This is a genomic window from Curtobacterium sp. MCSS17_011 (assembly GCF_003224275.1).
In the GTDB taxonomy this organism is placed as follows: Bacteria; Actinomycetota; Actinomycetes; order Actinomycetales; family Microbacteriaceae; genus Curtobacterium.
Genome location: NZ_QKLE01000002.1, coordinates 145146 through 170849, shown reverse-complemented (window position 1 = coordinate 170849; position 25704 = coordinate 145146). Strand labels below are relative to the sequence as shown.

The window sequence follows — 25704 nt, the reverse complement described above, 5'->3', positions numbered from 1 at the left end:
TCGTGTCTGTTGTGGACGACGAAGGGGCGGCGCGCTACGCCGACTTCTCGACGCGCTTTGCCCGCGGCCGCGGCACGATCGTCGGCGCCGCGTTCTCGAGCACGGACTCGCGGGTGATCACCACCCGGGCCACGTCATCGTCGGACGGGACGTCGAACATCACCGGGCCGAGGACCTCTTCGAGGATCGCGCGGAGCCCCCGGGCACCCGTCTGGCGGAGCACCGCGAGGTCCGCGATGGCCTCGAGCGCACCCTGGTCGAACTCGAGCTCGACGCCGTCGATCTGGAACATCCGCTGGTACTGCTTGACCAGCGCGTTCTTCGGTTCGGTGAGGATCTGCATGAGCGCTGCCTGGTCGAGCTGCGACACCGTGGTGACGACGGGCAGACGACCGATGAACTCGGGGATGAGACCGAACTTGTGCAGGTCTTCCGGCAGCACCTCGGAGTACAGGTCCTGGTGGTCGGTCGCGCTGTGCAGCGGGGCCCCGAAGCCGATCCCGCGCTTGCCGACGCGCGAGGACACGATGTCCTCGAGCCCGGCGAACGCACCGGCCACGATGAACAGCACGTTCGTCGTGTCGATCTGGATGAACTCCTGGTGCGGGTGCTTGCGGCCGCCCTGCGGCGGGACCGAGGCGACCGTGCCTTCGAGGATCTTGAGCAGCGCCTGCTGCACGCCTTCACCGGAAACGTCGCGGGTGATCGACGGGTTCTCGGCCTTGCGGGCGATCTTGTCGACCTCGTCGATGTAGATGATGCCGGTCTCGGCACGCTTCACGTCGTAGTCGGCGGCCTGGATGAGCTTGAGGAGGATGTTCTCGACGTCCTCGCCGACGTAGCCGGCCTCGGTCAGGGCAGTGGCGTCCGCGACGGCGAACGGCACGTTGAGTCGCTTGGCCAGCGTCTGCGCCAGGTACGTCTTGCCGCAGCCGGTCGGGCCGATGAGCAGGATGTTCGACTTGGCGATCTCGATGTCGTCGCGGTCTTCGGCGGCGGTGATCTGCCCCTGCGCCCGGATGCGCTTGTAGTGGTTGTAGACGGCCACGGCGAGGGCGCGCTTCGCCGGGTCCTGCCCGATGACGTACTCCTGCAGGAAGTCGAAGATCTCCCGCGGCTTGGGCAGTTCGAAGTCCCCGCTCGAGGTGTCCTCGCCGGCTTCGGCCAGACGTTCCTCGATGATCTCGTTGCAGAGCTCGACGCACTCGTCGCAGATGTAGACGCCTGGTCCGGCGATGAGCTGCTGGACCTGCTTCTGGCTCTTGCCGCAGAACGAGCACTTGAGGAGATCGCCGCTCTCTCCGATGCGTGCCATTCCCGTGCCTCCCTGATTGGACATGCCGGCCGCGCTGTCGCACCACCGCTGGTGCACCGCTGCTGGTGGGCACCTCGTCGTGGACACGAGCCTAACCGCAACCGGTGACACCGACCGCGATGCCCCTCCGGAATCCGCCCGCGCGTTCGCCCAGGGCGTGCGAGCCTGCTACGGTGATCCGGTCCTCTCTACATCTTGTAGAACAGCAGGTGCAGAACCACCCCGGAAGGAACCCCATGCAGAAGCGTCTCGCCGCCGGCGGCGCCGTCACCCTCGGTGTCGCAGCCGTCATCGTCCTCGGCAGCGCCACGGCGGCCAGCGCACACGTGTCCGCCACGGCCACGTCGACCGCAGCGAACTCGTACACCACGGCGACCTTCTCGGTCCCGCACGGCTGCGACGGCTCCCCCACGACGAAGATCCAGTTCCAGGTGCCGGAGTCCGTCATCGAGGTCACGCCCACCGTGAACCCGAACTGGAAGATCAGGAAGGCGACCGAGCCCTACACCGACCCCTCGGCCTCGGCATCGGACGAGGACCACGCCGAGACGGCCGCCGAGCGCGTCACCAGCGTCACGTACACCGCGAAGACCCCCCTGCCCGCCGACGAGCGCGACACCTTCGCCCTCTCGTTCTCCCTGCCGGACGGCAAGGCCGGTGACCTCGTCGAGTTCCCCGCGATCCAGACCTGCGAGAAGGGCAGCGTCGAGTGGAACCAGGAGCAGCAGGCCGGCGAAGCCGAGCCCGAGCACCCGGCACCCTCGATCACGCTGACCGCAGCCGAGGCGACGGACGACGACGGTGACCCGATCGCCGCGACCCCGACGGCCGAGGCCGCCGGCACGACCGCCTCGAGCGACCCCGACCTGGTCGGTCGGTTCCTCGGCCTCGGCGGCCTGGTGCTCGGCGCCGTCGCCCTGGTCGTCGCCGTCGCCGGCACGCGTCGTCGGAGCTCCGCCAAGTGACGCAGCGCGGCTCGCGCCGGCCCCGGCCACGGTCCTCTGCCCGGAGGCTCGTGGCCGGGACCGCCGCGGCCGTCGCGATCGCCGGTGGCGCGGTCCTCGGGCTCGCCGGTCCGGCCAGCGCGCACAACTACCTGATCTCGTCCGACCCGGAGGTCGGCGGCACCCTGACCGAGCTGCCGAAGACGTTCGACATCACGACGAACGACAAGCTGCTCGACATCGGCGACTCGGGGTCGGGCTTCGCGTTCCGGATCGTCGGCCCCGACGGCAGGTACTACGAGGACGGCTGCGTCGACGTCGAGGGGCCGTCGATGACCACGACCGCCGCACTCGGCGACTCGGGCGGGTACACCGTCGAGTGGCAGATCGTCTCCGCCGACGGGCACACCGTGTCCGACGAGTACCCCTTCACGTGGAAGGCACCGTCGGGCTTCACCCCGGCCTCGGGCGCGGCGAAGCCCCCGACCTGCCCCACCGCTGGTGACGACGACGACGGGTCGGACACCACCACCGGCACCGCCTCGGGGTCGAGCGACTCGGCGGCGTCCGACGCGATCTGGATCGGCGCCGGTGGCGTCGTGCTCGTCGGTGTGGTCGTCGCGGTGCTGCTGCTCCTGCGCCGCAAACCGGCCCCGGAGTCCGACGACGCCGACGCCGACGCCTGAGCAGACCAGCGCGGCTGAACGACGAAGGCCCCGCACCGTTCGGTGCGGGGCCTTCGTCGTTCCTGCTGGTGCTACTTGACGAGCGCCGGCAGGTTCTTGCGGCTGGTGAGGACCTGGTCGATCAGGCCGTACTCCACGGCTTCCTGCGCGGACATGATCTTGTCGCGCTCGATGTCGTGGTTGATCTCCTCCGGCGTCTTGTTGGAGTGCTTCGACAGCGTCTCCTCGAGCCAGGTGCGCATGCGGAGGATCTCCGCCGCCTGGATCTCGATGTCGGACGCCTGACCGCCACCCTGCTGGGTCGCGGGCTGGTGGATCAGCACACGGGCGTTCGGCAGCGCGAGCCGCTTGCCGGGGGTACCACCGGCGAGGAGCACCGACGCGGCCGAGGCAGCCTGGCCGAGGCAGACCGTCTGGATCTGCGGACGGATGTACTGCATCGTGTCGTAGATCGCCGTCATCGCGGTGAACGAGCCACCGGGCGAGTTGATGTACATCACGATGTCGCGGTCGGGGTCCATCGACTCGAGCACGAGCAGCTGGGCCATGACGTCGTCAGCCGACGCGTCGTCGACCTGCACGCCGAGGAACACGATGCGGTCCTCGAAGAGCTTGGCGTACGGGTCCTGGCGCTTGTAGCCGTAGGCCGTGCGCTCTTCGAAGCTCGGCAGGATGTACCGATTGGACGGAGCCGGGACGTTCTGCGCGCCACCGAGCATGGGGAGATGCATTCTCGTTTCCTTTTCTTCGGTGGTGATCAGGACTGGGCGTCGGGCTCGGCTGCGCTGGTGGGCGTCTCGCCGTCGCCGACGGTGCCACCACCGCCGATGACCTCGGCACTCGAGGCGCGGAGGTGGTCGACGAAGCCGTACTCGAGCGCTTCCTGCGCCGTGAACCAGTTGTCGCGGTCGTTGTCCTTGAGGATCTGCTCGACCGACTTGCCGGTCTGCTCGGCCGTGAGCTCCGCCATGCGCTGCTTCATGTCGAGGATGACCTTGGCCTGCGTCTGGATGTCGGCCGCGGTCCCGCCGAAGCCACCGGACGGCTGGTGGAGCAGCACGCGCGCGTTCGGCGTGATGTAGCGCTTGCCGGGCGTGCCGGAGGACAGCAGGAACTGTCCCATCGACGCGGCGAGGCCGATGCCCACGGTGACGATGTCGTTCGGGACGAACTGCATCGTGTCGTAGATCGCCATGCCGGCGGTGATCGAACCACCGGGCGAGTTGATGTAGAGGTAGATGTCCTTCTCAGGGTCCTCGGCGGCGAGCAGCAGCAGCTTGGCTGCGATCTCGTTCGAGTTGTCGTCGCGGACCTCGGAGCCGAGCCACACGATCCGGTCTCTCAGAAGGCGGTCAAAAACACTGGGGTTCAGTGTTGCTTCGGCCATGGAAAAGCTCCCGTTCAGTTGTCGCTTGTTGTCGAACTTATCGGGTGCAACGCACCAGTTCTCGTCTGTTCGCCGACAGCAATGCGGTGGTGCGGAAAACACGAGACGGGAGGCACGGTGCCAGCTGGCACCGTGCCTCCCGTCGGGTCGTGCTGGTGGCGTCGAGATCGTTACTCGGCGTCCCCTGCCGGCTCCTGCGCGACGCCCGCCGTGAAGGCGGACAGGTCGACGGCGTCGCCGTTGGTGTCCTTGACGGTCACCTTCGACAGGACGGTCGCGACCGCCTTCGAACGGGCGACCTCGCCGACCATGCCGGGGATCTGGCCGTTCTGGTCGATGACCTTGATGAACTCGGCCGGCTCCATGCCGTACTGCGCGGCGGCCTGGATGAGGTACTGGGTCAGTTCCTCCTGCGAGACCTGGATCTCTTCCTTCTCGGCGATCGCGTCGAGGAGGATCTGCGAGCGGAAGGCGGTCTCGCTGGACTCGGAGACCTCCTTGCGGTGCTCCTCGTCCTCGAGGCGGTTCTCCTGCTCGAGGTGACGGTGCACCTCGTCCGCGATGAGCTGCTCCGAGATCGGGATGTTGACGTCCTCGGTGAGCTTCTCGACGAGCTTGTCGCGAGCCGCGGCGCCCTGACCGAAGGTCTTGGACTTCGCGATCTGCTCCTTGAGGTCCGCCTTGAGCTCGTCGATGGTGTCGAACTGGCTGGCGATCTGGGCGAACTCGTCGTCGGCCTCGGGGAGCTCGCGCTCCTTGACGGCGGTGACGGTGACGGCGATCTGAGCGGTCTCGCCCTCGCGGTCGCCACCGACGAGCTTCGACTCGAAGGTCGTCGACTCACCGGCGGTCAGGGACTCGAGCGCCTCGTCGATGCCCTCGAGCAGGTCGCCGGAGCCGATCTCGTAGGAGACGCCGGTGGCCGAGTCGACCTCGTCGTCGCCGATGCTGGCGGTGAGGTCGATCTGCGCGAAGTCGCCGGTCTTCGCCGGACGGTCGACCGTCACGAGCGTGCCGAAGCGGGTGCGGAGGTTCTGCAGTTCCTCTTCGATCTCGTCGTCCGACACCTCGACGGCGTCGACGGTGAGTTCGTACGAGGAGTAGTCCGGCAGGTCGAACTCGGGGCGGACGTCGACCTCGAAGGTGAGGACGAGGTCGCCGGTGAAGTCCGCGACGTTCGGCAGCTCGGCGACGTCGGCCTCGGCACGGCCGAGGATGCGCAGCTCCTGCTCCTCGACCGCCTGGCGGTAGAAGTTGTCGATGGCGTCACCGACGGCGTGGTTCAGGACCTCGCCGCGGCCGACGCGCTGGTCGACGATCGCCGGCGGGACCTTGCCCTTGCGGAAGCCGGGGATGTTGATCTGCTCGGCGATGTGCTTGTAGGCGTGGTCGATGCTCGGCTTGAGATCGTCCGGCGTCACGTTCACGGTGAGCTTGACGCGGGTGTCGCTCACCTTGTCGACGGTGCTGGTGGCCAAGGGATGTTCTCCTGTTGGTTGACGTTCGTGTGGTCGGTGGTGCTCGGAGGACCTGGTCGGGGCGACAGGATTTGAACCTGCGACCTCCCGCTCCCAAAGCGGGCGCTCTACCAAGCTGAGCTACGCCCCGTTGGTGTGTGCCAGGGATCGGCCGCGCACGCCGAGGGCGCATGCGACCCCGATGAGTCTAGCGGTCCGACGGCGCGCGGTTCCCGGGGGTTGTCCAGTCGTCCGCCGCGGCGCGTCGCAAGCCCTTCCGCCAGCGGATCCCGACGGCCACCTGGACCCCGAGGGCGGCGACCGCGAGCAGGAGCCCGACGACGATCCGCCAGACGTGCAGCAGCGCATGGGCGGGCTGCGACGAGGGATCGCCGAACAGCTCGGGGCGCAGGGACAGGACCGCGGCGGCGAGGACCACCAGCACGTACGAGATCACCCGCGACCAGCGGATGGTGCGCGCGGCGCCGGGATCCGGCTTCGGGATGACGCGCGTCGGCATGTCGGTGCTCGTTCGTCCGCTACGATGGTCGGGCTGCGCCTGGTGCGCAGGCGCGGGGATGTAGCTCAATGGTAGAGCCCCAGTCTTCCAAACTGGCTACGCGGGTTCGATTCCCGTCATCCCCTCCACACGGGCACTCCGCAGACAGCGATTCCCGTCATCCCCTCCACAAAACCGCTCGGTGCACGCACGTCAGGGGTCGGCGAACTCCAGGGTGATCTCCGGGGAGTCGCCGAGTTCCACCCGGGCACGCTTCCGCTCCGCTGCACGCAACGGCACGAGGTACCCGCCGTCCTTCGGGAACAGCGACGTCGTCCACGTCACCGGGCCGATCGTCACGCGGGCCGGGATCACACCCCACCCGTAGGTGAGCACCGGCGCGAGGTCGGCGATGACCTCGGCGGCGTCCGGCGGCACGACGACGAAGAAGAACGGTGACGGGCCGCGCCACTCGATCACCTCGCCGCGGAACTCGAGCTCCATGCGGCGATCGTACGGCCGCGGCGTCGAGCGCGCCGGGCCGGGATTCGTTTTCGGTGGATGACGGTTCCGGTTCACGATCGCCGGGGTCTGCGAACCGGAACCGTCATTCGCGAGGAGGAACTGGTGCCTCCCCCGGACCAGCGGGACCCGAACGACGGACGCGCCCCGAGCCTCCAGGCCGGAGCCGGGGAGCACGGGGCGCGAGCCGCCGTCAGGACGAGCGCGTCAGCGGTACGACGCGGCCTGTCCGTACAGCACCTTGGTGAAGGAGGAGACGTAGGCGGATTCGTCGCCTCCCGGCAGGTTGTACGTCATGAACACGCCGTACCCGTCGGCCTTCGTGCGCTGTGCGAGCGACACCGCCGTCGCCTGCGGGGTGTTCTGGATGTCGACCGCGGCGGCGGACAGCTTCGACTTCGGCAGCCCCGGGATCGTCGGGGCCGTGTAGGTGCCGTAGTACGGGTTCCAGGCGTAGTCGAGCTTCCCGCCGATCGACGGGTTCGTCGTCTTCAGGGCGTCGGACGACGGGCCGATGTCGTAGAACGAGATGATCTTGCCCGGCATGTCCGCACGCAGGGCGCTGATGAGCCAGCCGATGGACTGCTGGTTCGGCTGCGGGGTGCCGTTCACGCCGTAGTCGGAGTACTCGTCGTCCAGGTCGACCCCGTCGAGTCCGTACTGCTTGACCGTCGCCGAGACCTGCGCCGCGAAGTCCCGGGCCGCGGCCTTCGTCGGGAAGTTCGCCAGCCCGGCACCCTGGTGGTTGCCGAGCACCGAGAGCGTCACCTTGATGCCCTTGGCCTGCAACGGACGGATCTGCGTGGCGGCCTGGTCGAGGGTCCGCTGCACGTTCTCGTTGTTGTACAGGACCGCCTTGCCGTCCTCGTAGTTGATGTTCGCGGCGAAGATGATCGCAACGTCGAAAGCGTTCGCACCGTTCTCCAGCGTGTACCGACCGACGTTGGCGAGCTCGTCGTTGTTCACCTCGACGTAGGCGATGCTCGTCGGCCCCGACTTTGTGGGCGCAGCGTGGTGCCCGTGGCCATGACCGTGGCCGTGCCCGCCGCCGTGGGACGAACCGTGTCCGTGCCCGTGGCTGGACCCGGACGAGGAGGGCGCCGCGGATGCCGCGGCGGGCACCAGTGGTGCCGCGAGCATGGCGACCAGTGCGGTCGCGATGCTGAACTTCGTGGACTTCTTCATGGCGTTCCTCCTTGTGTGGATGGATCGATCACTTGCGTGGGAAGCGGAAGGTGCGGACCTCGTACGCGTCGACGGCGAACGAGGACGCGTCGACTGCCGCGCCCGAGGCCAGTGGCTCTTCGAGCAGCGTCACCTCGACGGCCGGCCCGAACGCGGCACCGTCGGCCTCGGACACCGCGATGCCACCGGTCCCCCGCTGCCCGGACGGCTCGTAGACCCGTACGACCAGGTCGCCGGACCGGTCGTCGGCGAGCTTGACGCTCGAGCGCACGACGTCGCCGGACACCTGCACCAGCGGGTCGAAGCCGTGCGACCCGGTGATCGTCCGCGGGCCCGCGTTCATCCGCACGCCGGCTGACGTGGCTCCGAGCTGGTCGGTGCCGATGACGATGCCGTACCGGTGCGTCTGCACGCCCTGGTCGGTCTCGGGGTCCGGGAACCGCGGTGCCCGCAGCAGCGACAGCCGCACGGTGGTGGTGACGTGCCCGTCGACGGCGTCACGCGTGGTGTCGAAGCCGTGGATCGAGTCGTTCACGAGCGCGACACCGAAGCCCGGCTCGGACACCAGCACGTAGCGGTGCATCGAGGTCTCGAACTTCGCGGCCTCCCACGAGGTGTTCGTGTGCGTCACCCGCTTCTGTGCGCCGAACTGCGTCTCGGCGACGGTGTGCTCGGCGCGGACGTCGAGCGGGAACGCCACCTTGAGGAACTTCTCGGTCTCGTGCCAGTCGGTCACCTGGTCGAACTCGAGCGTGCGGGACCCCGGCGCCAGTTCGATCTCCTGCGTCACCGTCGAGTCACCGAACGCCCGCGAGACGACGACCCGGGCGATCCCGGCCTCGTCGACGGATGCGTCGAGGGACGACAGCGACACCAGGTCCTCGACGCGGTTCCGGTAGTACCGGTCGACGTCCCACGCGTCCCACATGTTCGGGAAGTCCTGGTGCAGCTGCAGCAGGTTCGCCGCCTGGCCGGTCGCGATCGCCTCACGCCCGCTCGCCAGGTCGACGGCGCTCGTCACGAGCCCCTGCGCGTCGACGACGACCCGCACCAGGTCGTTCGCCAGCACGTACCCGCCGTCCCGCTCGGTCAGGGACACGGCGGTCGCCGGCGCCACGTCGGTCGCCACGACGGCGCCCTGCGCGGGTGCACCGGCCTGGAGGAACGGGGCCGGGTTCACGACGACGGCCGCATCCCCGGTACCGGCGAGCGCCGAGAGCGCCTGGTCGATGATCGCGGTCAGCGCCGCGGCCGTCTCGGCGTAGCGCTCGACCGCTTCGCGGTGCACCCACGCGATCGACGTGCCCGGCAGGATGTCGTGGAACTGCTGGAGCAGGACCTGCTGCCACAGGGCGTCGAGTTCGTCGTACGGGTAGGTGAAGTCGGTGCGGGCGGCTGCGGTCGAAGCCCAGAGCTCCGCCTCGATGAGCAGCTGCTCGCAGCGGCGGTTGCCCTGCTTCGTGCCGTGCTGCGACGTGAGCGTGGCGCGGTGCAGCTCGAGGTAGAGCTCCCCCACCCACACCGGCGGGTCGGTCAGCTCGGACTTCGCACGGTCGAAGAACGTGTCCGGGTGCTCCCAGCGGACCTTGGCACTGCCCTCGAGGTCCGCCAGCCGCCGAGCGGTACCGGTCATCTCGCGGGTGGTGCCGCCGCCGCCGTCGCCCCAACCGACCGGGGCGATCGAGCCGGTGGCGAGCCGGTTCTCGCGGAACTGCCGGGAGGCCTTCGCGACCTCGCTGCCCGACAACCGCGAGTTGTAGGTGTCCATCGACGGGAAGTGCGAGAACACGCGCGACCCGTCGATTCCCTCCCACAGGAACGTGTGGTGCGGGAACTTGTTCACCTGGTTCCACGAGATCTTCTGCGTGAAGAACCACTCGAAGCCCGCGCGGCGCATGAGCTGCGGCAGCGCCGGCGAGTACCCGAAGCTGTCCGGCAGCCAGACGCCCTTTGGCCGGATGCCGAACTCGCGCTCGAAGAACCGCTGGCCCTGCGAGAACTGTCGGACGATGCTCTCGCCGGTCGGCATCACGGTGTCGGACTCGACCCACATGCCGCCGATCGGCAGGAACCGGCCGGCCTCGACCGCTGCCTTGACCCGGGCGTAGACCTCGGGGCGGTGCTCCTTGATCCACGCGTACTGCTGCGCGCTCGACATGCCGTACAGGAAGTCGTCGGTCTGGTCGATGAGCTCGGTCATGGTCGACGTGGTGCGGGCGACCTTGCGGATGGTCTCACGCACGGGCCAGAGCCAGGCGGAGTCGATGTGCGCGTGCCCGACGGCCGAGATGGTGTGCGCCGAGGCCTCGGCGGGAGCGGCGAGCACCTCGGCGAGCGCCGCACGGGAGTCCCCGGCGGTCTCCGGGATGTGCTGCAGGTCGAGCGCGTCGAGGGCGTCGTCGAGGGCCTGCAGGATCCGCATGCGCCGGGGTCCGGCGGGCAGCTCGGCCTGCAGTTCGAGCAGGACGTCGACGTCGAGGGCGAGTTCGTGCACCTCGGACTCGAAGACGGCGAGCTCCATCCGGCGGGTGGCGTACAGGCGCTTCGAGGACGAGGTCTGCACGTCGCCCTCCTGCGTCGGCAGGAAGGGGTGGTAGTCGAGCAGGACGGGGTTGGACGCCGCCTCGACGAAGAGCTCGACGGTCTCGCCGCCCTCGGCCCGCTCGGTGACCAGGACCCACTGGTTGCGCGGGTTGATCGACTTCACGGGGGTACCGTCGGCCAGGTACACGAGCCCCTCGCACTGGAAGCCGGGCATGTTCTTGTCGAAGCCGAGGTCGATGACGGCCTCGACCCGGCGTCCGGCCCACTCGGTCGGCACGGTCCCGGTCAGCCGGAACCACGTCGTGCCCCAGGCCGCGCCCCACGGGGTGCCGACCTCGTAGGGCTCGAACGTGAGCGCGAGTCCCTCGGTCGGCGGGATCGGCTCCCCCGGCAGCTCGTGCCAGGCGGTCTCCAACGCCGCCGTGGTCGCGTGCACAGCGGGGGTGATCCGCTCGTCGAGCACCCGTCGGGCGCGTCCGGTGGTGAGGGGGATGTCGTCGTGCATGGGGCCTTCCGGGGTCAGGACGTGGTCGCCGGGTGGGCGACGCGGACGGTGGTGGTGTCGAGGTCGGACGGCACGTCGACGCAGCGGTCGATGCCTCGGGCGGCCAGCAGCGCGGTGTCCGACAGTCGGGAGCGCAGGACGACCTGCGGGCCGCGGCCGTCCGGCGCGGCCTCGGCCAGGGCGAGCCAGGCGGCGGCGAATCGACCGCCTGGAGCGCAGTCGGCGCGGGTGCCGTGCCGGTCGGTGCCGTCGGACAGCACGTCGTCGAGGACGAGCGCGGTGGTCGGTGGTGCCGCCAGGGCGTCGCGGGTGTGCTCGGCGCGGGCGAGGGCCGAGAACGCCTCGCCGGCCGGCTTCAGGCGCCCGTCGTTCGTGAACAGTCCGAGGTCGTACTCGAGCTCGGGGAAGTCCGCGAGCGACCGGGCGACGTCGTGGGAGCACCACCACGTCACCCCGAGCACCTGCTGCGCGTCGAGGACGTGCCGGATGGTCTGCTCGGTGAACGCGGCGGCGTCGGCGGGGTCGACGACGTTGGTGGGGGCCCCGACCTCCTGCAGCCAGTTCGGACGGGCGGCGTCGCGGTTCCAGGCCGCGGCGAGCTGGAGCAGGTACTCCCCGTGCCGCACCGACCCGGCCCCGAGGGCGCCGTGCAGGGCCGCCGAGCCGTTGAACACCCAGGAGTGCGTGACGGTGGCGTCACCGTGGTCCGCCGCGTGCTCGGGGCCGAAGGGCTGGGCGTCGTCGTACCAGGCCGCGTCGTACTGCGCGACGGTGACCAGTGGCCCGGGGCGCGACGCGGTGCCGAACGCGACCGACGTGGCGGGGTCGAGCCGTGCCTCCAGGCCGACCGACACGGACGATGCGGCTGACCCGGACGACCCGTCCGACCCCGACGACCCGTCCGACAGCCCCGCTCGCGCCGCCGTGACCATCGCCGCCGCCCACGCGTGCCCCTGCTCCGCCGTGATCGCGTGCGGTGCGGGGTGCGGCGCGTGCGCGAACTGGTTGACCTCGTTGCCGATGGTGATCCCGAGCAGGTTCGGCCTGTCGGCGACCGCTCCGGCGAGCGCCCGGACGTACGCGGCGGTCGACGCGACCACGTCCGGGTCGGTGAACATGTTGCGGCGGTGCCAGCTGTCCAGCCAGGACGGCACGAAGTCGAAGCTCGACAGGTGCCCCTGCAGGGCGTCCACGTTGACGTCGAGCCCGAACGACCCGGCCAGGTCGACGACCGTCGCGACGTCGTCGAGGGCCTGCTGCCGGATGAGTGTCCGGTTCGGCTGGACCACCGGCCAGAGCGGGAAGATCCGCACGTGGTCGGCACCGATCGACGCGATCGCCTCGAGGTCCTTGGCGGTGTCCGACCGCGAGAAGTCGAGCCACGAGTGGAACCAGCCGACCGACGGCGTGTAGTTGACCCCGAAGCGCATCAGCCCTTCACACCGCCCTCTTCGACGCCCTTGAAGAAGAAGCGCTGCAGGACGGCGAAGATCACGGCGATCGGGATGAACGCGATCATGGTGCCGGCCGCGATCATCCGCTGGTCGGTGGCGAACGTGCCCTGCAGGTACTGCAAGCCGACGGTCAGGGTGAGGTTCTCCGGCGACTGCAGCACGATGAGCGGCCAGAGGAAGTCGTCCCATGCACCGATGAACGAGAAGATCGCGATGACCGCGATGGTCCCCTGCACGGCGGGCAGCGAGATGTAGCGCAGGCGCTGCAGGGCGTTCGCGCCGTCCATCACAGCTGCCTGGTCGATCTCCTCGGGGATCTGCCGGAAAGCGTTGAACATCAGCAGCACGTTGAGTGCGGCGATCATGCCGGGCAGGGCGACACCGACCAGGTTGTCGGCGAGGCCGAGGTCCTTGACGGTGACGAACTGCGAGATGATCGTCGCCTCGCCGGGCAGCACGAGGGTGCCGAGGAACAGGCCGAGCACGAGCTTCCGGTGTCGCCACTGCAGACGGGCGAGGGCGAAGCCGGCCAGGGTCGCGAACACGATGTTGCCGAGCACGTCGATCGCGGCGACCAGCAGCGAGTTGCCGATGTACCGCCACACCGGGATCGCGGCGGCGACCTTCAGGTAGTTCTCGATCGTCGGCTCGGACGGGATGAACGACGGGTTCGCCGTGTAGATGTCCTCGCCAGCGCCCTTGAGCGACGTGGACAGCTGCCACAGGAACGGGCCGATCGTGATGAAGAGCACCACGATGAGCAGGACGTAGCGGACGACCTTCTCGCGGGTGGACATGACGCCCCAGACCGCGCGGCGCCGCTTGCGTCCGCCGCGTCCGTTCTGCCTGGAGGCCCGTCCCGCGCCGGTCGCGCCGTTCACGTCCGGCGTCGGGCTGGCTGCGCCCTGCGCGCCGCCGATGACGGGTTCGGTCGTGCTGGTCGTGTTCGTCACTTGTCCGCCTTGCTGTTCATCCGGGCGAGGGCGAGCATCGGCACGAGCGTCACGACGAAGAGCAGGAGGCTCAGGGCGGACGCGTAGCCGAGGTTGCCGGTGAAGCCGCGGGCGTACTGCTGGATGAGCATGACGAGCGAGTTGTCCTGCCCGCCGGGCCCGCCGGTGCCGTTCGTGAGGATGTAGAGCTCGCTGAACACCCGGAGCGCGGAGACGCACACCAGGATCCCGACGAGCGTCATGGTGCCGCGGACCCCGGGCATCGTGACCGACCAGAAGCGCCGAACCGCGCCGGCGCCGTCGAGGGCAGCGGCCTCGTGCAGGTCCTTGCCGACGTTCCCGAGGGCGGCCAGGAAGATGATCATGTAGTAGCCGAGCCCCTTCCACACCGTCAGGCTGATGGCGCTGAGGAGCAGCAGCCACCGGTCGGTCAGGAACGGGACGCTGCCCTGCACGACGCCGAGGGCCTGCGCCATCTCGTTGATGACGCCGCGGTCGTCGAGGATCCACGTCCAGATGAGCCCGACGACCACCGCGGACGCGATGACCGGCGTGTAGAACGCGGTGCGGAAGAACGCGATCCCGGGCAGCTTCTGCTGCACGAGCACCGCGATGAGGAGCGGGAGGACCGTCAGCAGCGGCAGGCAGATCGCCATGTAGATGACGCTGTTGAGCAGCGCCTCCCACACCTGCGGGTCGGCGAGCAGGGTCTCGAAGTTCTTGACCCCCACCCACTGGCTGACGCCGCCGAGCGGGCTGGCGTTCGTGAACGACAACCGGACCGTGTTGATCGAGGGCCACAGGCTGAACGCGACGAGCCAGATCAGTGCCGGCAGGACGAGCAACCAGGGCGTGTACCAGCGGTTCGCACGCATGACGATCCTCCCTCTTCCTTCTCCGGGGCTGGATCAGCCGTTGGCCAGCAGGCTGTTCATCTTGGTCTGGGCGTTCTGCAGCGCCTTCTCGGGCGCCACCTGGCCCTTCATCGCGAGGGCGATCTGCTGGTCGAGGAAGTCCGTCATCGCGGAGTTCGCCTCGACCGGGTTGATGACCTTCGCCGTCTTCAGGGCCTCGTTCGCCAGGACCCGGGCCTCGCCGTTCACGGTGCCGTCGTCCTTCGAGAAGTACGGGTCGGACTGCGACGACGTGGTGGACGGGAAGATGTTCACCTTGTGGGCGAACGCCTCCTGGTTCTTCGCGTTGGTCATGAACTTCGCGAAGGCCTCGGCGGTGGCGAGGTGCTTCGACTTGCTCGACACCGACAGGCCCTGCACGTAGAGCGGCGGAGTGTCGAGTGCGGGGCTGACGGTGACCTTGCCCTTGAGCGACGGGTTGTTCTTCTCGAAGTCGGCGAGCGAGGTGGCGCCACCGGTGGTCCAGGCGACCTTGGCCTGCGTGAACAGGGTGGAGTTGCCGAGGTAGTCGCTGTTCAGCACGTTGGAGGGCATGTAGCCGTCCTGGTACGCGTCCTTGTACCGGTCGATCAGGTCGGCGGCCTTCGACGAGTCGGCGAAGGTGAACTTCGTCCCGTCGGCGTTGAGCACCTTGACGCCGGCGAGCGTGAAGTCACCGAGGCCGGGCTTCCGGCTCATCAGGTAGTCGGTCGGGCAGTTCTCGTGCATGGTCTTCGCCTGCGTGAACAGCTCGTCGGTGGTCTTCGGCGGGTTCTTCGCGTCGAGGCCGCACTTGGCGAACATCGTCGAGTTCCAGTAGTTGACGTCCGTGTTGAGGTACCAGGGGTACCCGAACGTGCCGTCCACTCCCTTGTATTTGTAGGAGTCCACCGCGCCGGCGACGTACGTGCTGGCGAGCTTGGAGTCGTCCTTCGCGACGTCCTGCAGGAACCCGCGCTTCGCGAGGGGCAGGGCGATGTCCGGCGGCAGGTTGATCACATCGGGCAGGCTGTTCGACGATGCCTGGCTGAGCACCTTGTCGGCGTACCCGTCACCGGGCTGGTCCTGCAGCTTGACCTTCGCGTCCGGGTGGGCCTGCTCGAAGTCCTCGATGACCCCGTTGAGGTAGCCCGTGTAGGTCGGCGTGAGCGCCCAGGTCTGCAGGGTGATGGTGCCGCTGATCTCGCCGTCGCCGCCGTCGGCCGCGTTCCCGCCGCTCGAGCAGCCGGTCAGGACGAGCGCCGTCGCGGCGGCCGTCGCGAGCAGCGCGGTGGCGCGGCCCCTCGTCATGTGTGTGGTGGTCCTCATGGCGTCTGACTCCCTCGTCATAGCTGAACCGGTTCAGCAGCGTTCGCCGAACCCGTGTGTGGCAGCCACTGTGAATGACTAAAGCGCTATAGTCAACCCCGTGGCCACCAAGCGTCGAACGACGATCGCCGACATCGCCGCGCGGGCCGGCGTGTCCATCAGCGCGGTGTCGTTCGCGTTGAACGACCGGCCAGGCGTCTCCGACGAGACCCGTCGCCGCGTGCGCGAGATCGCCCACGAACTCGACTGGCAGCCGCACACCGCGGCCCGCGCACTCGGCGGTGCGAAGGCCGGTTCCATCGGGTTCGTGCTGAACCGTCCGGCCCGCACCCTGGGGACCGAGTCGTTCTTCGGCGACCTGATCTCCGGCATCCAGCTCGGGCTCGCCGGCACCCACGTCGGCATGAACCTGCTCGTCGCGCGGGATGCCGAGGAAGAACTCGAGACCTACCGGGACTGGTGGCGCGGACACCGTGTCGACGGCGTGATCGTGATCGACCCCCGGCGCGACGACGCCCGGCTCGCCCTGCTCGCCGACCTCGGCATGCCGACGGTCGTCGTCGGCTCGCACCCCTCCCCCGACGGCGCCGCACCCACGGTCTGGATCGACGACTCGGACGCCACCGACACGGTCCTGCGCTACCTGCACGCCCTCGGCCACCGGCGCATCGCCCACGTCGCCGGCCGACCCGAGTTCGAGCACACCGCCATGCGCATGGACCGTCTCCGGGCGTTCGCGGCCGACGAGAGGCTCGACGACGCCGTCTCGGTCCCGACGGACTACTCGGCCGAGGCCGGCGCGAGCGCCACCCGCACCCTGCTGTCCCGGAGCGTCCGACCGACCGCGATCGTGTACGACAACGACGTGCTCGCCGTCGCCGGGCTGGGCGTGGCGAGCGAGATGGGCGTCGCGGTGCCCGGCGACGTCTCGATCGTGTCGTTCGACGACTCGGCGATGATCCGGCTCGTCCGGCCGGCGATCACCTCACTCACCCGCGACACCGTCGAGCTCGGGCAGCGTGCGGCGACCCTGCTGCGTGAGCAGATCGACGCCCGTGCCCCACTCCCCTCACGCCCCGGCCCCTCGCTCACCCTGAGCGTCCGCGAGTCCACCGGCCGCGCCCCCGCCTGACCCTGCTGCGCCGGACGTCGGCCCCGACGACTCGCTCCCGCTCCCGTTCCCGCCGCTTTCACCACTTCCGCCGCTTCCGTCCCGCCGCTCCCTGCGTCTGGTGCCCACACACCGGCCGACGACGGGACGACGTGGTCTTCTCCGCGCCGCGACGGTTCTGGTTCACGAAACCCGAGGATCGTGAACCAGAACCGTCATCGATGCGGATCGGAACCCCCTTCCCCCACGGTCACCGGCGGTTCGTCGGGGGTCGGACCCGGTCGAGGGCCCGCCGCATGGACGACGTCGTGCTGAAGCCGAAGCGTGTCGCGACGTCGGACGGGCGGTCTCCACGGCTGAGTGCGCTCCGGACGGCGAGACTGCGGAACCAGCGGCCGAGTTGCGCGGGCGTGCAGCCGGTCGCTGCGGCGCACCGGCGCTCGAGCGTGCGCTCCGACATGCGGACACCGACGAGGAGGGCCCGCATAGACGACGGACCGGCCGGATCGAACAGGCGGTCGAGGACCCGCGCGAGACCGTTGTCGCCGAGCATCGGGGGCGGGTTGTCGCGGAGCACCGTCGTGACGACGAGCCGGGCGAGGGCCTGCTGCTGCGCGCCGTGCCACCTCCCGCCGTCGAGGTGCCCGACGTGGCGGAGCGCGAGGCCGACGTCGGGCGAGGGAGCCCCGGGCGGACCCGTGGTCGCGACGGGTGGGAGCGCGAGGACCTCGTCGGCGAGCGGGCCGAGCGTTGCGGCACCGACGAGCACACCGGTGAGCGCGAAGAGTGCCTCGTGCGGGAACGCGTACGTCTCCGCGACGTGGGGCGGGCCGGAGCGCTCCGAGCCCGTGCTGATCGTGATCGTCGCGTGCCCTTCGACGAGGGCGGCGGTGCCGGCGTCGACGATCGCGATGTCGCGTCCGCGCCGGATCCACACGGAGCGGGACCGCGTCGCCACCCAGACGTCCGTGCCCGTCGGTTCGACCTCGATCGACCAGGATTCGTCGTCGGACAGGATTTCGGAACCCCGCCCGACCTGGAGCCCGACGGCATCGATCAGTGCTCGGAGCGCGTCACCCATCCCACGAGCGTCGTCCACCGACCGGACGAGCGGGCGTGGACCCGGCGACCTGTGGAAGAGGGGGGATAACCCCACCCGGGGTGGGGAGAGGGCAGGATGGGGGAACGGCTCCGCGATCGCGAGGCTGGATGCATGACCGACACCGACCGCCCCGACCAGGCGCGAACCGTCCCGCTGGACGACGTCACGCCTTCGCCCGACCAGGCCCAGACCGTCCCCCTGGGCGACTCCGTGCCCCCTGGAGCCACCAAGCCGATGCCCCAGTACCCGCGCCAGCACCACCAGGACCCCCAGGACGCCCCGCAGTCCCCGCCGGCGTCGTGGAGCGCCACCCCGCGGGTCGGGTCCGGTCCGGTCGGTGGTTCCGGTCGTGGGTCCGGCATGACCGCCGGGCAGTTCTACCGCGACGCGTGGAAGCGCCTGCCGCGGGACTTCGGCTACATGGCGCTCACCGCCGTGCTGCTCTGCACGCTGTACTTCGCGTTCCCGACCGCGATCTTCGGCGGCGGGTTCCGGGACCTGTTCAACCCCTTCGTCCTGCTCATGTTCTTCATCGCGCTGTTCGTGGCACGGTGGCTCGGACAGTTCGAGAAGCTCCGCATGAGCTGGGCCGACCCCAGGCCGATCCGCCCGGTGGACTGGACTCCCAGGTGGCAGCAGAACTGGTGGACCCGCACGGGGTCGGCCGTCGCCAACCCGCACTACTGGCTCTACCTGCTGCACGCCGCGGTCGTGTACCCGCTCGTCGCGCTCTTCACCGTGGGCGCCGGAGCCCTGCTGTTCGCCGGCTTCCTCTGGCCCGTCGGGCTCGCGGTGGTGGCGTTCGCCAACGGCCTGAGCGCGCAGTACTTCGGCTGGGACACGACGGCCGTCGTCGGGTTCGGTGCCCTCGGGCTGCTGTCGATGGCCGCCTCGGTCGTGCTCTTCCCGCTCTGGGCCCGTGGGTCCGTCCTCGCGCACTACTGGGTCGACTTCGGCCTGCTGGGCGGCTTCCGTGCCGAGCAACTCGAGCAGCGCGTTGCCGGTCTGCAGGCCTCCCGCGCCGGTGCCGTCACCGCCGAGGGGCAGGCGCTCCGCCAGATCGAGCGCGACCTGCACGACGGGCCGCAGCAGCGGCTGGTGCGACTCCGCATGGACCTGTCCGCCGCCGAGCGCGCCTTCGAGAAGGACCCCGAGAAGGCCAAGCAGCTCATCGGCGAGGCGTCCGAGCACGCCCAGGACGCCCTCGACGAACTGCGCGCACTGTCCCGCGGCTTCGCCCCGCCGATCCTGCTCGACCGCGGACTCGTCGCGGCGCTCGAGGCGCTGGTCGCCCGCACCCCGATCCCCGTGGGCCTGGACGTCCGGCTGCCCGAGGGCCTGGAGCTCGCCACGGAGATCCAGCGCAACGTGTACTTCACCGTGAGCGAACTCCTGACGAACACCATGAAGCACGCCGGCGCCACCACCGCCGGGGTGTACCTCGGCCTGGTCGTCGACGCCTCGGGCCTCTGGTACCTGACCGTCAGCGTCACCGACGACGGCCGCGGTGGTGCCCGACCGCAGCAGGGCCACGGGATCGAGGGCCTGATCGGCCGCATGCGGGCCCTCGACGGCGACCTGGTCGTCTCGAGCCCCGAGGGCGGCCCGACCGAGGCCACCGCTCGGATCCCGCTGGGCGCCCTGAACGGCGTCCCGACGGCGGCGAACCAGCGGTCGTGACCCCACCAGGGCGTCCGCGCTCCCACTAGGCTGGTCGGCATGACAGACGGCCCGGATGCAGCACGCATCCGGGCCGTCGTCGTCGACGACGCCGTCCTGCTGCGCGAGGGCCTGGCCCGCGTGCTCGACGAGGCCGGCATCGACGTCATCGGGCAGTACTCCGACGCCCGGGCCTTCCTGGCGACCCTGCCCGAGGGTGCACCCGACGTCGTGGTGATGGACGTGCGGATGCCGCCCACCTTCACCGACGAGGGCGTCCGCGCCGCCGTCGAGACCCGCCGGATCGCTCCACGGACAGGCGTGCTCCTGCTCTCCCAGTACGTCGAGGCCACCTACGCCGAGGACGTCCTCGCCGCCGGCGCGACCGGCATCGGCTACCTGCTCAAGGACCGCGTCACCCGCCTCGAGGAGATCGACGACGCCGTCCGCCGCATCGCAGCCGGTGGCACCGTGCTCGACCCCGAGGTCGTCACGCAGCTGATGAGCCGCCGCCGCGACCCGCTCGCAGCCCTCACCCCGCGGGAGCGTGACGTGCTCGGGCTGATGGCCGAGGGCCGCACGAACGCCGCGATCGCCCGCGCCCTGGTGATCGGCACCGGCGCCGTCGAGAAGCACGTGTCGAGCATCTTCGGCAAGCTCGCACTCGAGGACACCGGAGAGGACCACCGCCGTGTCCTCGCCGTCCTCGCCTACCTGGGATGAACCAGGTCCCCGCGCCCCTGCTGGCCCTCACCGCGATGGTGTCCGTCCAGCTCGGCGCCGCCATCGCGAAGACCCACTTCGACGACGTCGGCGCGGTCGGGGCCGCCACGCTCCGGCTCGTCATCGGTGCCGTCGTGCTCGCCCTGGTGATCCGCCCGCGGATCCGCCACTGGACCCGCGCGCAGTGGCTCGGCGCGGTCGGGCTCGGTCTCGCGCTCGGCGGCATGAACGTGTTCATCTACCTGTCGTTCGCGAGCATCCCGATCGGTGTCGCCGTGACGATCGAGTTCCTCGGGCCGCTCGCCCTGTCGCTCGTGCACACCCGGCGCTGGCGCGATGCACTGTGGGCCGTGCTGGCGCTCGCCGGGGTGGTGTTGCTCGGCGTCGGCCCGACCGCGGTGACCGAGGTCGGCGGGGTCGTCTGGGCGGTCCTCGCCGCCGGGTGCTGGGCGGGCTACATCGTGATGAACCGGCACGTCGGCACCGCCATCCCCGGTGTCGACGGGCTCGTCGTGTCGATGGTGGTCGCGATGCTCGTGTCGTTGCCGTTCGGGCTCCGGTCCGCGGTCGACGGCGTCGTGCACGAACCGACCCTCCTGATCGTCTTCGGCGCCGTTGCCGTGCTGTCGAGCGTGCTGCCCTACGCCCTCGAGATGGTCGCTCTGCGGCGGATGCCGACGCGGGTGTTCGGGGTGTTGCAGAGCCTCGGCCCGGCGATCGCGGCCCTGGCGGGCCTCGTGGTGCTGGCCGAGGGGCTGTCGCCGCTCGAGACGGTCGCCCTGGCGTGTGTCACCGCCGCGAGCGTCGGCGTGACGCTGTCCGCGCGTCGCGGCCGCGACGGACCGGTGGGATGAACGAAGAGGAGGCCCGGATCACGTCCGCCGACGGCGGTGCGTGATTCGGGCCTCCTGGAGAAGACCGTCTACTCGTCGCGCAGGAAGTCTGCGTACGTGGGTTCCGACTGCTCGCCCGACAGGAGGGCCGGATCGTTGATCCGACGCTCGACGTAGGCGCTGATGACCTCGGGCGGGGTGAGCACGTGGGCGACCCAGGACGGCACCGCTGTGTTCTTCATGGTGCCTCCTTCTGCGGAACAGCCCTCCGATCGAATGCCTCGATCAGTGAGTTACTTGCTGAACCGGTGTTCGCTAAACCATCCTCGGGGTCGCGGCGGAAGTCAACGCAGTGCGTCCTGCGGACTCCGGTTCGCGCGGTCCCGGTCGGCCCGGAGCGTGCGGTGCTTCACCGCCGAACGCCACACCCACGCCTCGGCCTGCTGCCCGAACTGTGCCCACTCCACCAGGACGGCGTCACGGGTCCAGCTCTTCGCGAAGGCCTTCACCCGGACGTGGAAGGTCGGGAACTGGATCCACGCCCAGACCGGCTTCGGGGTGACGGCGTGGCAGACGTCGCCGCCGCGGGCGTCCTCGGACAGGGAGTACGCGCGCGGACGCTCGACCTCCGGGTGTTCCGGGGGCTGCCACCGGTTCTCGCGACGCCGTCCCACGACGGTATTCGAACGTGTGTTCGAACCACAGTCAAGTCGACCGCGCCGTCTGGACGACCGCCTGGTGCCGGACGGGCGTGTCGTCGGGGCCGGGCGGCGGAGCGAGACGGAAGGGCCCGCGTTTCCACGTCGCTGACGGTTCCGGTTCACGATCCCCGGGCGGCGCGAACCGGAACCGTCATCGCGCGGACACGAACGTCCGTTCCTCGCCGGCTGGAGCAGCGGGAGTCGACGCGCACTCCGGCTCCGACTCAGCCCGCTCGGGCCGCCAGGCGCTCGGAGCGTCGGCGTGCCTGCTCCGCGGGGTCCGGCACCGGGGCGGCCTGGATGAGCCGTCGTGTGTACGGGTCCTGCGGCGAGCGCAGGATCGCGTCGCGCGTCCCGTGTTCGGTGACCCGGCCACCGTGCAGCACGACGACCCGGTCGCACAGGGTGTCGACCACGGCGAGGTCGTGCGTGACGAACAGGCACGCGAACCCGAGGCGCTCCTGCAGCTCGCGGAACACGTCGAGCACGCGGGCCTGCACCGACACGTCGAGCGCACTGGTCGGCTCGTCGGCGATCAGGAGCGCGGGGTCGAGCGCCACCGCGCGGGCGATCGCGACTCGTTGTCGTTGGCCTCCGGAGAGTTCGTGCGGGTAGCGCTCGGCGTACCCGCCGTCGAGACCGACGTCGGCGAGGAGCCGCTCGACACGCTCGTCGACCTGGGCCGCCGGCAGCCGGAGGATCTGGCGGAGCGGCTCGGCGACGGTCTGCCCGACGGTGTACCGGGGGTTGAGCGATCGGAGCGGGTTCTGGAACACCACGCCGACGTGCTGGCGCATCTGCCGGCGGGCGGCTCGTCGTGCGCCGGCGACGTCGGTGCCGTCGACGACCACCGAGCCCGAGGTGATCGGGGCCAGACCGATCGCGGCCCGGCCGATGGTGGTCTTGCCGCTGCCGGACTCGCCCACCAGGCCGACGATCTCGCCACGGCCGACGGTGAACGACACGTCGTCGACGGCGCGGAAGCGCCCCCGCAGGGCGCCGCCGTACTCGACCACGAGGTGCCGGACGTCCAGGACGGCGGCCGGGGGCGCCGTGGCGGGGCCGAGCCGGGCCTCCAGACCGGACCCGGTGCCCATGCGCGGGACCGCAGCGAGCAGTTCACTCGTGTAGTCGGCGGACGGTGCGGCGAAGACCGCCTCGGCGGTGCCGGTCTCGACGACGCGTCCGCGGCGCATCACGACCACCCGGTCGGCGAGGTCCGCGACGACACCCATGTCGTGGGTGATGAGCAGGATCGCCGTTCCGGTGCGCTCGCGCAGCGCGCGGAGGACGTCGAGCACCTCGGCCTGCACGGTGACGTCGAGGGCGGTCGTCGGCTCGTCCGCGATGAGCAGGTCCGGGTCGGCGGCGAGCGCCATCGCGATCATCACGCGCTGGGCCTGGCCGCCGGAGAGCTCGTGCGGGTACTGGCCCAGGCGGCGTTCGGGTTCGGGGACCTCCACGGCGCGGAGCAGCTCGAGTGAGCGTTCCCGGACGGCGGCGCGGTCGTGCGGGCCCTCGGTGCGTCGGACGGCCTCGGCGAGCTGGAAGCCGATCGTGAACACCGGGTTCAGCGCCGCGGACGGGTCCTGGAAGATCATCGACACGCTGCGGCCCCGGACCGACCGGAGGCTGCGCTCGTCGGTCCCGATGACCTCGAGGTCGCCGAGCCGGATGCTCCCCGAGGCGCGCGCACCGTCGGGGGCGATGCCCATCGCGGTCATCGCGGTCATGCTCTTGCCCGAGCCGGACTCCCCCACGACCGCGACGACCTCGCCCCGGGCGACGGTGAACGAGGCGTCGTCGACCGCGCGGACGACCTCGCCGTCGACGTCGAAGGTGACGGTGAGGTGCTCGACGGTCAGGACGTCGCTGGTGCCGCTCATGGGGTCTCCGGGGGGTCGGTGTCGTCGCGGGCGGCCTTGAAGGCCTCCCACTCCTCGAGCATCTTGCGGTGGTAGCCCTGCAGCCACTGCATGTAGTCGCGGCCGTTGAGCAGACGCTCGCGGACCTCGGCGTCCACGTCGCCCGTGCCGGTGCGGCCGGCACCCTCGACGACGGCGAGCCCGCGGCCGATGATGTCGCGCTGCCGGTCGAGGTACTTCCGTTCGCTGGCCAGCCAGGAGCCCCAGACGTCGGCCTCGGCGCGGAAGTAGTGGCTGCGCTCGCCGGGGACGATGTGGCGCTTCACGAACCCGGAGTCGACGAGCCGCCGGGTGGCCATCGACACCGACCCCGAGCTGGCGCCGAGCGCTGCCTGCAGGTCGGACGACGACGAGTGCGGTGCGCGGGTCATCATCAGGTAGCCGAGCACCCGGGCGTCGGTGAGGGGCATGCCCGCGCCGTCGTTGAGCATCAGGGCGAACTCCTCGACGAACGCCTGGCGCTCCGGTCCGAGCAGCCGGTCGTCGTCGGGGGCCCCGTCGCGGGTGCCCCGGTCGTCGGTCACGAGGCGAGCCCGGCGGCCACCTCGGGTCGTTCGTCCGGGATCGACCACGGCTCCTGCGACATGCCGCCACCGCCACGGATCGCCCGCACGGTGCCGTCCTCGTCGCGGGTGTAGGTGATGTCCTCGTCGACCGAGCCGAAGCGGTTGCCGTGGGTCATCCGCAGGGTGTCGGCGTCGACGACCTCGAGCCGCGTGGGGGTGTCCATCGGTTCGGCGCCGGACGGGTCGACCTCGACGAGCCGGTCACCGATCCGGGCGACGTCGGTGACGCCCCACGGGTTCGCGAAGCGTCCGGTGAAGGCGGCGGTGTCGACGTCGTCGGGCACCGGGGCCCCAGGGGCGTCGGCGTCGGCCGCTGCGTCGAGCATGGCGATGACCGCGGTGGCGATGAGCGTGGCCGGTCCGGCGGCGGCACTCGTCAGCACGGACACGACGAGCCCCGACGCCGGGTCGAACATCGACTGGGTGATGTGCCCCGGGAACCCGCCCGAGTGGCCGCGGATCTCCCGTCCGCCGATCCGGTCGACGATGAAGCCGGCGCCGTAGCCCCGGGCGGCGGGGTCGTCGGTGGCGCTCCAGGCCTTCCGCTGCGCGAGGCGCTTGGAGTGGTCGTCGAGCAGGGTGCCCTGCCCGATCACGTGCTGCGAGAAGTAGCGGACCAGGTCGGACGCGGTGCCGTGGAACCCGGTGGCGGCGGCCATCGCGCGGGTGTCGACGTGGTCGATGCGCTGCCGGTGCCGCGCGGTGTGGAAGCCCGTGTACCCGACCACGAAGTCGTCGGCGCGTGCGGGGTCCCAGTCGGGGCCGGTGTTCCGCAAGCCCAGGGGTTCGGTGATCGACTCCCGCACGAAGTCGTTGTACGACTGCCCGGAGACCGCGGCGATGACCAGGCCGAGCAGGGAGTAGCCGAGGTTCGAGTAGTTGAACGACGAGCCGGTCGGCACCTTCTGGCCGCCCTCGAGCACGAGCGCCAGGAGTTCCTGCTCGTCGGGGAAGGGGCGGAGCAGGGACCAGTAGTCGCCGTCGTGCCCGTCGCGGATCACCCCGGCACCCATCTCCATGAGCTCCCGCAGAGTGGCGTCGGCGAGCGGGGAGCCGCCGTCGACCAGTGCCGGGACGTACGTGCCGACGGTGTCGTCGAGCCGGAGCGACCCGCGCTCGGCGAGCTGCAGCAGGGCCGTCGCGGTGAAGGTCTTCGAGTGCGAGGCGATGCGGAACAGGTCGGTGGTGGTCAGGCGGCGCCCGGCCTCGACGTCGGCGTAGCCCCAGGCCTCGTCGAACAGGACCTTGCCGCCGTACCCGACGGCGACCTGCACCCCGGGCACCCGCAGCTGCCACACCTTGTACGACACCCATTCACGGATGTAGGGCAGGGTCTTCCGGTACGCGGAGAGGGTGTCGGTCACGGTGGTCCTTTCGAGAACGGTTCTGCAGCGAGTCTGGCGCGTCAGCGCCGATCACGGTCAGCGCCCAT

24 protein-coding genes and 2 tRNA genes are annotated in these 25704 nt (G+C 70.3%); 7 read left to right on the top strand and 19 right to left on the bottom strand.

Going from position 1 to position 25704, the window contains the following annotated elements; all coding sequences use genetic code 11:
• Positions 1 to 34 precede the first annotated feature (34 nt).
• Positions 35 to 1315 carry an ATP-dependent Clp protease ATP-binding subunit ClpX gene (clpX, locus tag DEJ17_RS02210; RefSeq protein ID WP_017886000.1) on the bottom strand — a complete coding sequence of 427 codons (1281 nt, stop codon included), beginning with the start codon at positions 1313 to 1315 and terminating at the stop codon, positions 35 to 37.
• 236 nt (positions 1316 to 1551) lie between these two features.
• Between clpX and DEJ17_RS02205 the strand changes: the two genes are divergently transcribed.
• Together DEJ17_RS02205 and DEJ17_RS02200 are read left to right on the top strand one after the other, a co-directional pair.
• Positions 1552 to 2280, top strand: a complete 729-nt coding sequence (locus DEJ17_RS02205) for a YcnI family protein (RefSeq protein WP_181420995.1) — start codon at positions 1552 to 1554, stop codon at positions 2278 to 2280.
• A gap of 50 nt (positions 2281 to 2330) precedes the next feature.
• Positions 2331 to 2945 (top strand): copper resistance CopC family protein, encoded by a 615-nt coding sequence (locus DEJ17_RS02200; RefSeq protein ID WP_181420994.1) that lies wholly within the window; start codon positions 2331 to 2333, stop codon positions 2943 to 2945.
• Positions 2946 to 3016: 71 nt separating this feature from the next.
• Here DEJ17_RS02200 and DEJ17_RS02195 read toward each other — a convergent pair whose 3' ends face one another.
• The 5 genes from DEJ17_RS02195 to DEJ17_RS02175 form a co-directional block, all read right to left on the bottom strand.
• A complete protein-coding gene (locus DEJ17_RS02195; RefSeq protein WP_027464696.1) occupies positions 3017 to 3676 on the bottom strand; it encodes an ATP-dependent Clp protease proteolytic subunit in 660 nt (219 codons plus the stop codon).
• 26 nt (positions 3677 to 3702) lie between these two features.
• On the bottom strand, positions 3703 to 4332 hold the full coding sequence (locus DEJ17_RS02190; RefSeq protein WP_035807635.1) for an ATP-dependent Clp protease proteolytic subunit: 630 nt from the start codon (positions 4330 to 4332) through the stop codon (positions 3703 to 3705).
• Between the two features lie 170 nt (positions 4333 to 4502).
• On the bottom strand, positions 4503 to 5810 hold the full coding sequence (tig, locus tag DEJ17_RS02185; RefSeq protein ID WP_027464695.1) for a trigger factor: 1308 nt from the start codon (positions 5808 to 5810) through the stop codon (positions 4503 to 4505).
• A gap of 53 nt (positions 5811 to 5863) precedes the next feature.
• Positions 5864 to 5940, bottom strand: a tRNA-Pro gene (locus tag DEJ17_RS02180).
• Positions 5941 to 5997: 57 nt separating this feature from the next.
• Positions 5998 to 6309 (bottom strand): hypothetical protein, encoded by a 312-nt coding sequence (locus DEJ17_RS02175; protein WP_110891861.1) that lies wholly within the window; start codon positions 6307 to 6309, stop codon positions 5998 to 6000.
• 54 nt (positions 6310 to 6363) lie between these two features.
• Between DEJ17_RS02175 and DEJ17_RS02170 the strand changes: the two genes are divergently transcribed.
• Positions 6364 to 6437, top strand: a tRNA-Gly gene (locus DEJ17_RS02170).
• Between the two features lie 64 nt (positions 6438 to 6501).
• Here the strand turns inward: DEJ17_RS02170 and DEJ17_RS02165 are convergent.
• From DEJ17_RS02165 to DEJ17_RS02135, 7 genes are all read right to left on the bottom strand, one after another.
• Entirely contained in the window at positions 6502 to 6792 is a 291-nt protein-coding gene (locus tag DEJ17_RS02165) for a DUF1905 domain-containing protein (protein WP_110891860.1), read from the bottom strand.
• Between the two features lie 225 nt (positions 6793 to 7017).
• Entirely contained in the window at positions 7018 to 7995 is a 978-nt protein-coding gene (locus DEJ17_RS02160) for an endo-beta-N-acetylglucosaminidase H (protein ID WP_110891859.1), read from the bottom strand.
• A gap of 28 nt (positions 7996 to 8023) precedes the next feature.
• Complete coding sequence (locus tag DEJ17_RS02155; RefSeq protein WP_110891858.1) at positions 8024 to 11044, bottom strand: glycoside hydrolase family 38 C-terminal domain-containing protein; 3021 nt, start codon at positions 11042 to 11044, stop codon at positions 8024 to 8026.
• 14 nt (positions 11045 to 11058) lie between these two features.
• A complete protein-coding gene (locus tag DEJ17_RS02150; protein ID WP_110891857.1) occupies positions 11059 to 12474 on the bottom strand; it encodes a glycosyl hydrolase in 1416 nt (471 codons plus the stop codon).
• A complete protein-coding gene (locus DEJ17_RS02145) occupies positions 12474 to 13451 on the bottom strand; it encodes a carbohydrate ABC transporter permease (RefSeq protein ID WP_220033599.1) in 978 nt (325 codons plus the stop codon). Before DEJ17_RS02145 ends, DEJ17_RS02150 begins: the two co-directional genes overlap by 1 nt.
• On the bottom strand, positions 13448 to 14326 hold the full coding sequence (locus DEJ17_RS02140; RefSeq protein WP_110891856.1) for a carbohydrate ABC transporter permease: 879 nt from the start codon (positions 14324 to 14326) through the stop codon (positions 13448 to 13450). Before DEJ17_RS02140 ends, DEJ17_RS02145 begins: the two co-directional genes overlap by 4 nt.
• Before the next feature lie 33 nt (positions 14327 to 14359).
• On the bottom strand, positions 14360 to 15634 hold the full coding sequence (locus tag DEJ17_RS02135; protein ID WP_110891855.1) for a sugar ABC transporter substrate-binding protein: 1275 nt from the start codon (positions 15632 to 15634) through the stop codon (positions 14360 to 14362).
• A gap of 118 nt (positions 15635 to 15752) precedes the next feature.
• Here DEJ17_RS02135 and DEJ17_RS02130 point away from each other — a divergent pair, with 118 nt between their 5' ends.
• A complete protein-coding gene (locus DEJ17_RS02130) occupies positions 15753 to 16784 on the top strand; it encodes a LacI family DNA-binding transcriptional regulator (protein ID WP_110891854.1) in 1032 nt (343 codons plus the stop codon).
• A gap of 229 nt (positions 16785 to 17013) precedes the next feature.
• Here DEJ17_RS02130 and DEJ17_RS02125 read toward each other — a convergent pair whose 3' ends face one another.
• On the bottom strand, positions 17014 to 17844 hold the full coding sequence (locus DEJ17_RS02125) for a helix-turn-helix domain-containing protein (protein WP_110891853.1): 831 nt from the start codon (positions 17842 to 17844) through the stop codon (positions 17014 to 17016).
• 132 nt (positions 17845 to 17976) lie between these two features.
• On the opposite strand from DEJ17_RS02125, the gene DEJ17_RS02120 reads away from it, so the two are divergent.
• The 3 genes from DEJ17_RS02120 to DEJ17_RS02110 are packed head-to-tail and all read left to right on the top strand — an operon-like array spanning position 17977 to position 21101.
• A complete protein-coding gene (locus DEJ17_RS02120) occupies positions 17977 to 19545 on the top strand; it encodes a sensor histidine kinase (RefSeq protein WP_110891852.1) in 1569 nt (522 codons plus the stop codon).
• A gap of 39 nt (positions 19546 to 19584) precedes the next feature.
• Positions 19585 to 20247: a response regulator transcription factor gene (locus tag DEJ17_RS02115; RefSeq protein ID WP_027464682.1), complete on the top strand. Its 663-nt coding sequence runs from the start codon at positions 19585 to 19587 to the stop codon at positions 20245 to 20247.
• Complete coding sequence (locus DEJ17_RS02110) at positions 20244 to 21101, top strand: DMT family transporter (protein WP_110891851.1); 858 nt, start codon at positions 20244 to 20246, stop codon at positions 21099 to 21101. Before DEJ17_RS02115 ends, DEJ17_RS02110 begins: the two co-directional genes overlap by 4 nt.
• A 68-nt stretch (positions 21102 to 21169) precedes the next feature.
• On the opposite strand, the gene DEJ17_RS17640 is transcribed toward DEJ17_RS02110, so the two are convergent.
• From DEJ17_RS17640 to DEJ17_RS02090, 5 genes are all read right to left on the bottom strand, one after another.
• Entirely contained in the window at positions 21170 to 21322 is a 153-nt protein-coding gene (locus tag DEJ17_RS17640) for a hypothetical protein (protein ID WP_181420993.1), read from the bottom strand.
• Positions 21323 to 21424: 102 nt separating this feature from the next.
• Positions 21425 to 21754, bottom strand: a complete 330-nt coding sequence (locus DEJ17_RS02105) for a hypothetical protein (RefSeq protein WP_110891850.1) — start codon at positions 21752 to 21754, stop codon at positions 21425 to 21427.
• Positions 21755 to 22005: 251 nt separating this feature from the next.
• A complete protein-coding gene (locus tag DEJ17_RS02100) occupies positions 22006 to 23667 on the bottom strand; it encodes an ABC transporter ATP-binding protein (RefSeq protein WP_110891849.1) in 1662 nt (553 codons plus the stop codon).
• Positions 23664 to 24230: a GbsR/MarR family transcriptional regulator gene (locus tag DEJ17_RS02095; protein ID WP_110891848.1), complete on the bottom strand. Its 567-nt coding sequence runs from the start codon at positions 24228 to 24230 to the stop codon at positions 23664 to 23666. Before DEJ17_RS02095 ends, DEJ17_RS02100 begins: the two co-directional genes overlap by 4 nt.
• Positions 24227 to 25636, bottom strand: coding sequence for a serine hydrolase (locus DEJ17_RS02090; protein WP_258366613.1), 1410 nt, complete (start codon positions 25634 to 25636; stop codon positions 24227 to 24229). The genes DEJ17_RS02095 and DEJ17_RS02090 overlap by 4 nt, the downstream gene beginning before the upstream one ends.
• Positions 25637 to 25704 lie beyond the last annotated feature (68 nt).

What these genes read in the sequence shown, in the direction of transcription:
- DEJ17_RS02190 (WP_035807635.1), bottom strand. Translation starts at nt 4,332, where the DNA reads ATGGCCGAAGCAACACTGAACCCCAGTGTTTTTGACCGCCTTCTGAGA.
- DEJ17_RS02205 (WP_181420995.1), top strand. Translation starts at nt 1,552, where the DNA reads ATGCAGAAGCGTCTCGCCGCCGGCGGCGCCGTCACCCTCGGTGTCGCA.
- DEJ17_RS02175 (WP_110891861.1), bottom strand. Translation starts at nt 6,309, where the DNA reads ATGCCGACGCGCGTCATCCCGAAGCCGGATCCCGGCGCCGCGCGCACC.
- DEJ17_RS02110 (WP_110891851.1), top strand. Translation starts at nt 20,244, where the DNA reads ATGAACCAGGTCCCCGCGCCCCTGCTGGCCCTCACCGCGATGGTGTCC.
- DEJ17_RS02120 (WP_110891852.1), top strand. Translation starts at nt 17,977, where the DNA reads ATGACCGACACCGACCGCCCCGACCAGGCGCGAACCGTCCCGCTGGAC.
- DEJ17_RS02195 (WP_027464696.1), bottom strand. Translation starts at nt 3,676, where the DNA reads ATGCATCTCCCCATGCTCGGTGGCGCGCAGAACGTCCCGGCTCCGTCC.
- DEJ17_RS02135 (WP_110891855.1), bottom strand. Translation starts at nt 15,634, where the DNA reads ATGACGAGGGGCCGCGCCACCGCGCTGCTCGCGACGGCCGCCGCGACG.
- DEJ17_RS02165 (WP_110891860.1), bottom strand. Translation starts at nt 6,792, where the DNA reads ATGGAGCTCGAGTTCCGCGGCGAGGTGATCGAGTGGCGCGGCCCGTCA.
- DEJ17_RS02150 (WP_110891857.1), bottom strand. Translation starts at nt 12,474, where the DNA reads ATGCGCTTCGGGGTCAACTACACGCCGTCGGTCGGCTGGTTCCACTCG.
- DEJ17_RS02115 (WP_027464682.1), top strand. Translation starts at nt 19,585, where the DNA reads ATGACAGACGGCCCGGATGCAGCACGCATCCGGGCCGTCGTCGTCGAC.
- DEJ17_RS02160 (WP_110891859.1), bottom strand. Translation starts at nt 7,995, where the DNA reads ATGAAGAAGTCCACGAAGTTCAGCATCGCGACCGCACTGGTCGCCATG.
- DEJ17_RS17640 (WP_181420993.1), bottom strand. Translation starts at nt 21,322, where the DNA reads ATGAAGAACACAGCGGTGCCGTCCTGGGTCGCCCACGTGCTCACCCCG.
- DEJ17_RS02155 (WP_110891858.1), bottom strand. Translation starts at nt 11,044, where the DNA reads ATGCACGACGACATCCCCCTCACCACCGGACGCGCCCGACGGGTGCTC.
- DEJ17_RS02125 (WP_110891853.1), bottom strand. Translation starts at nt 17,844, where the DNA reads ATGGGTGACGCGCTCCGAGCACTGATCGATGCCGTCGGGCTCCAGGTC.
- clpX (WP_017886000.1), bottom strand. Translation starts at nt 1,315, where the DNA reads ATGGCACGCATCGGAGAGAGCGGCGATCTCCTCAAGTGCTCGTTCTGC.
- DEJ17_RS02100 (WP_110891849.1), bottom strand. Translation starts at nt 23,667, where the DNA reads ATGAGCGGCACCAGCGACGTCCTGACCGTCGAGCACCTCACCGTCACC.
- DEJ17_RS02140 (WP_110891856.1), bottom strand. Translation starts at nt 14,326, where the DNA reads ATGCGTGCGAACCGCTGGTACACGCCCTGGTTGCTCGTCCTGCCGGCA.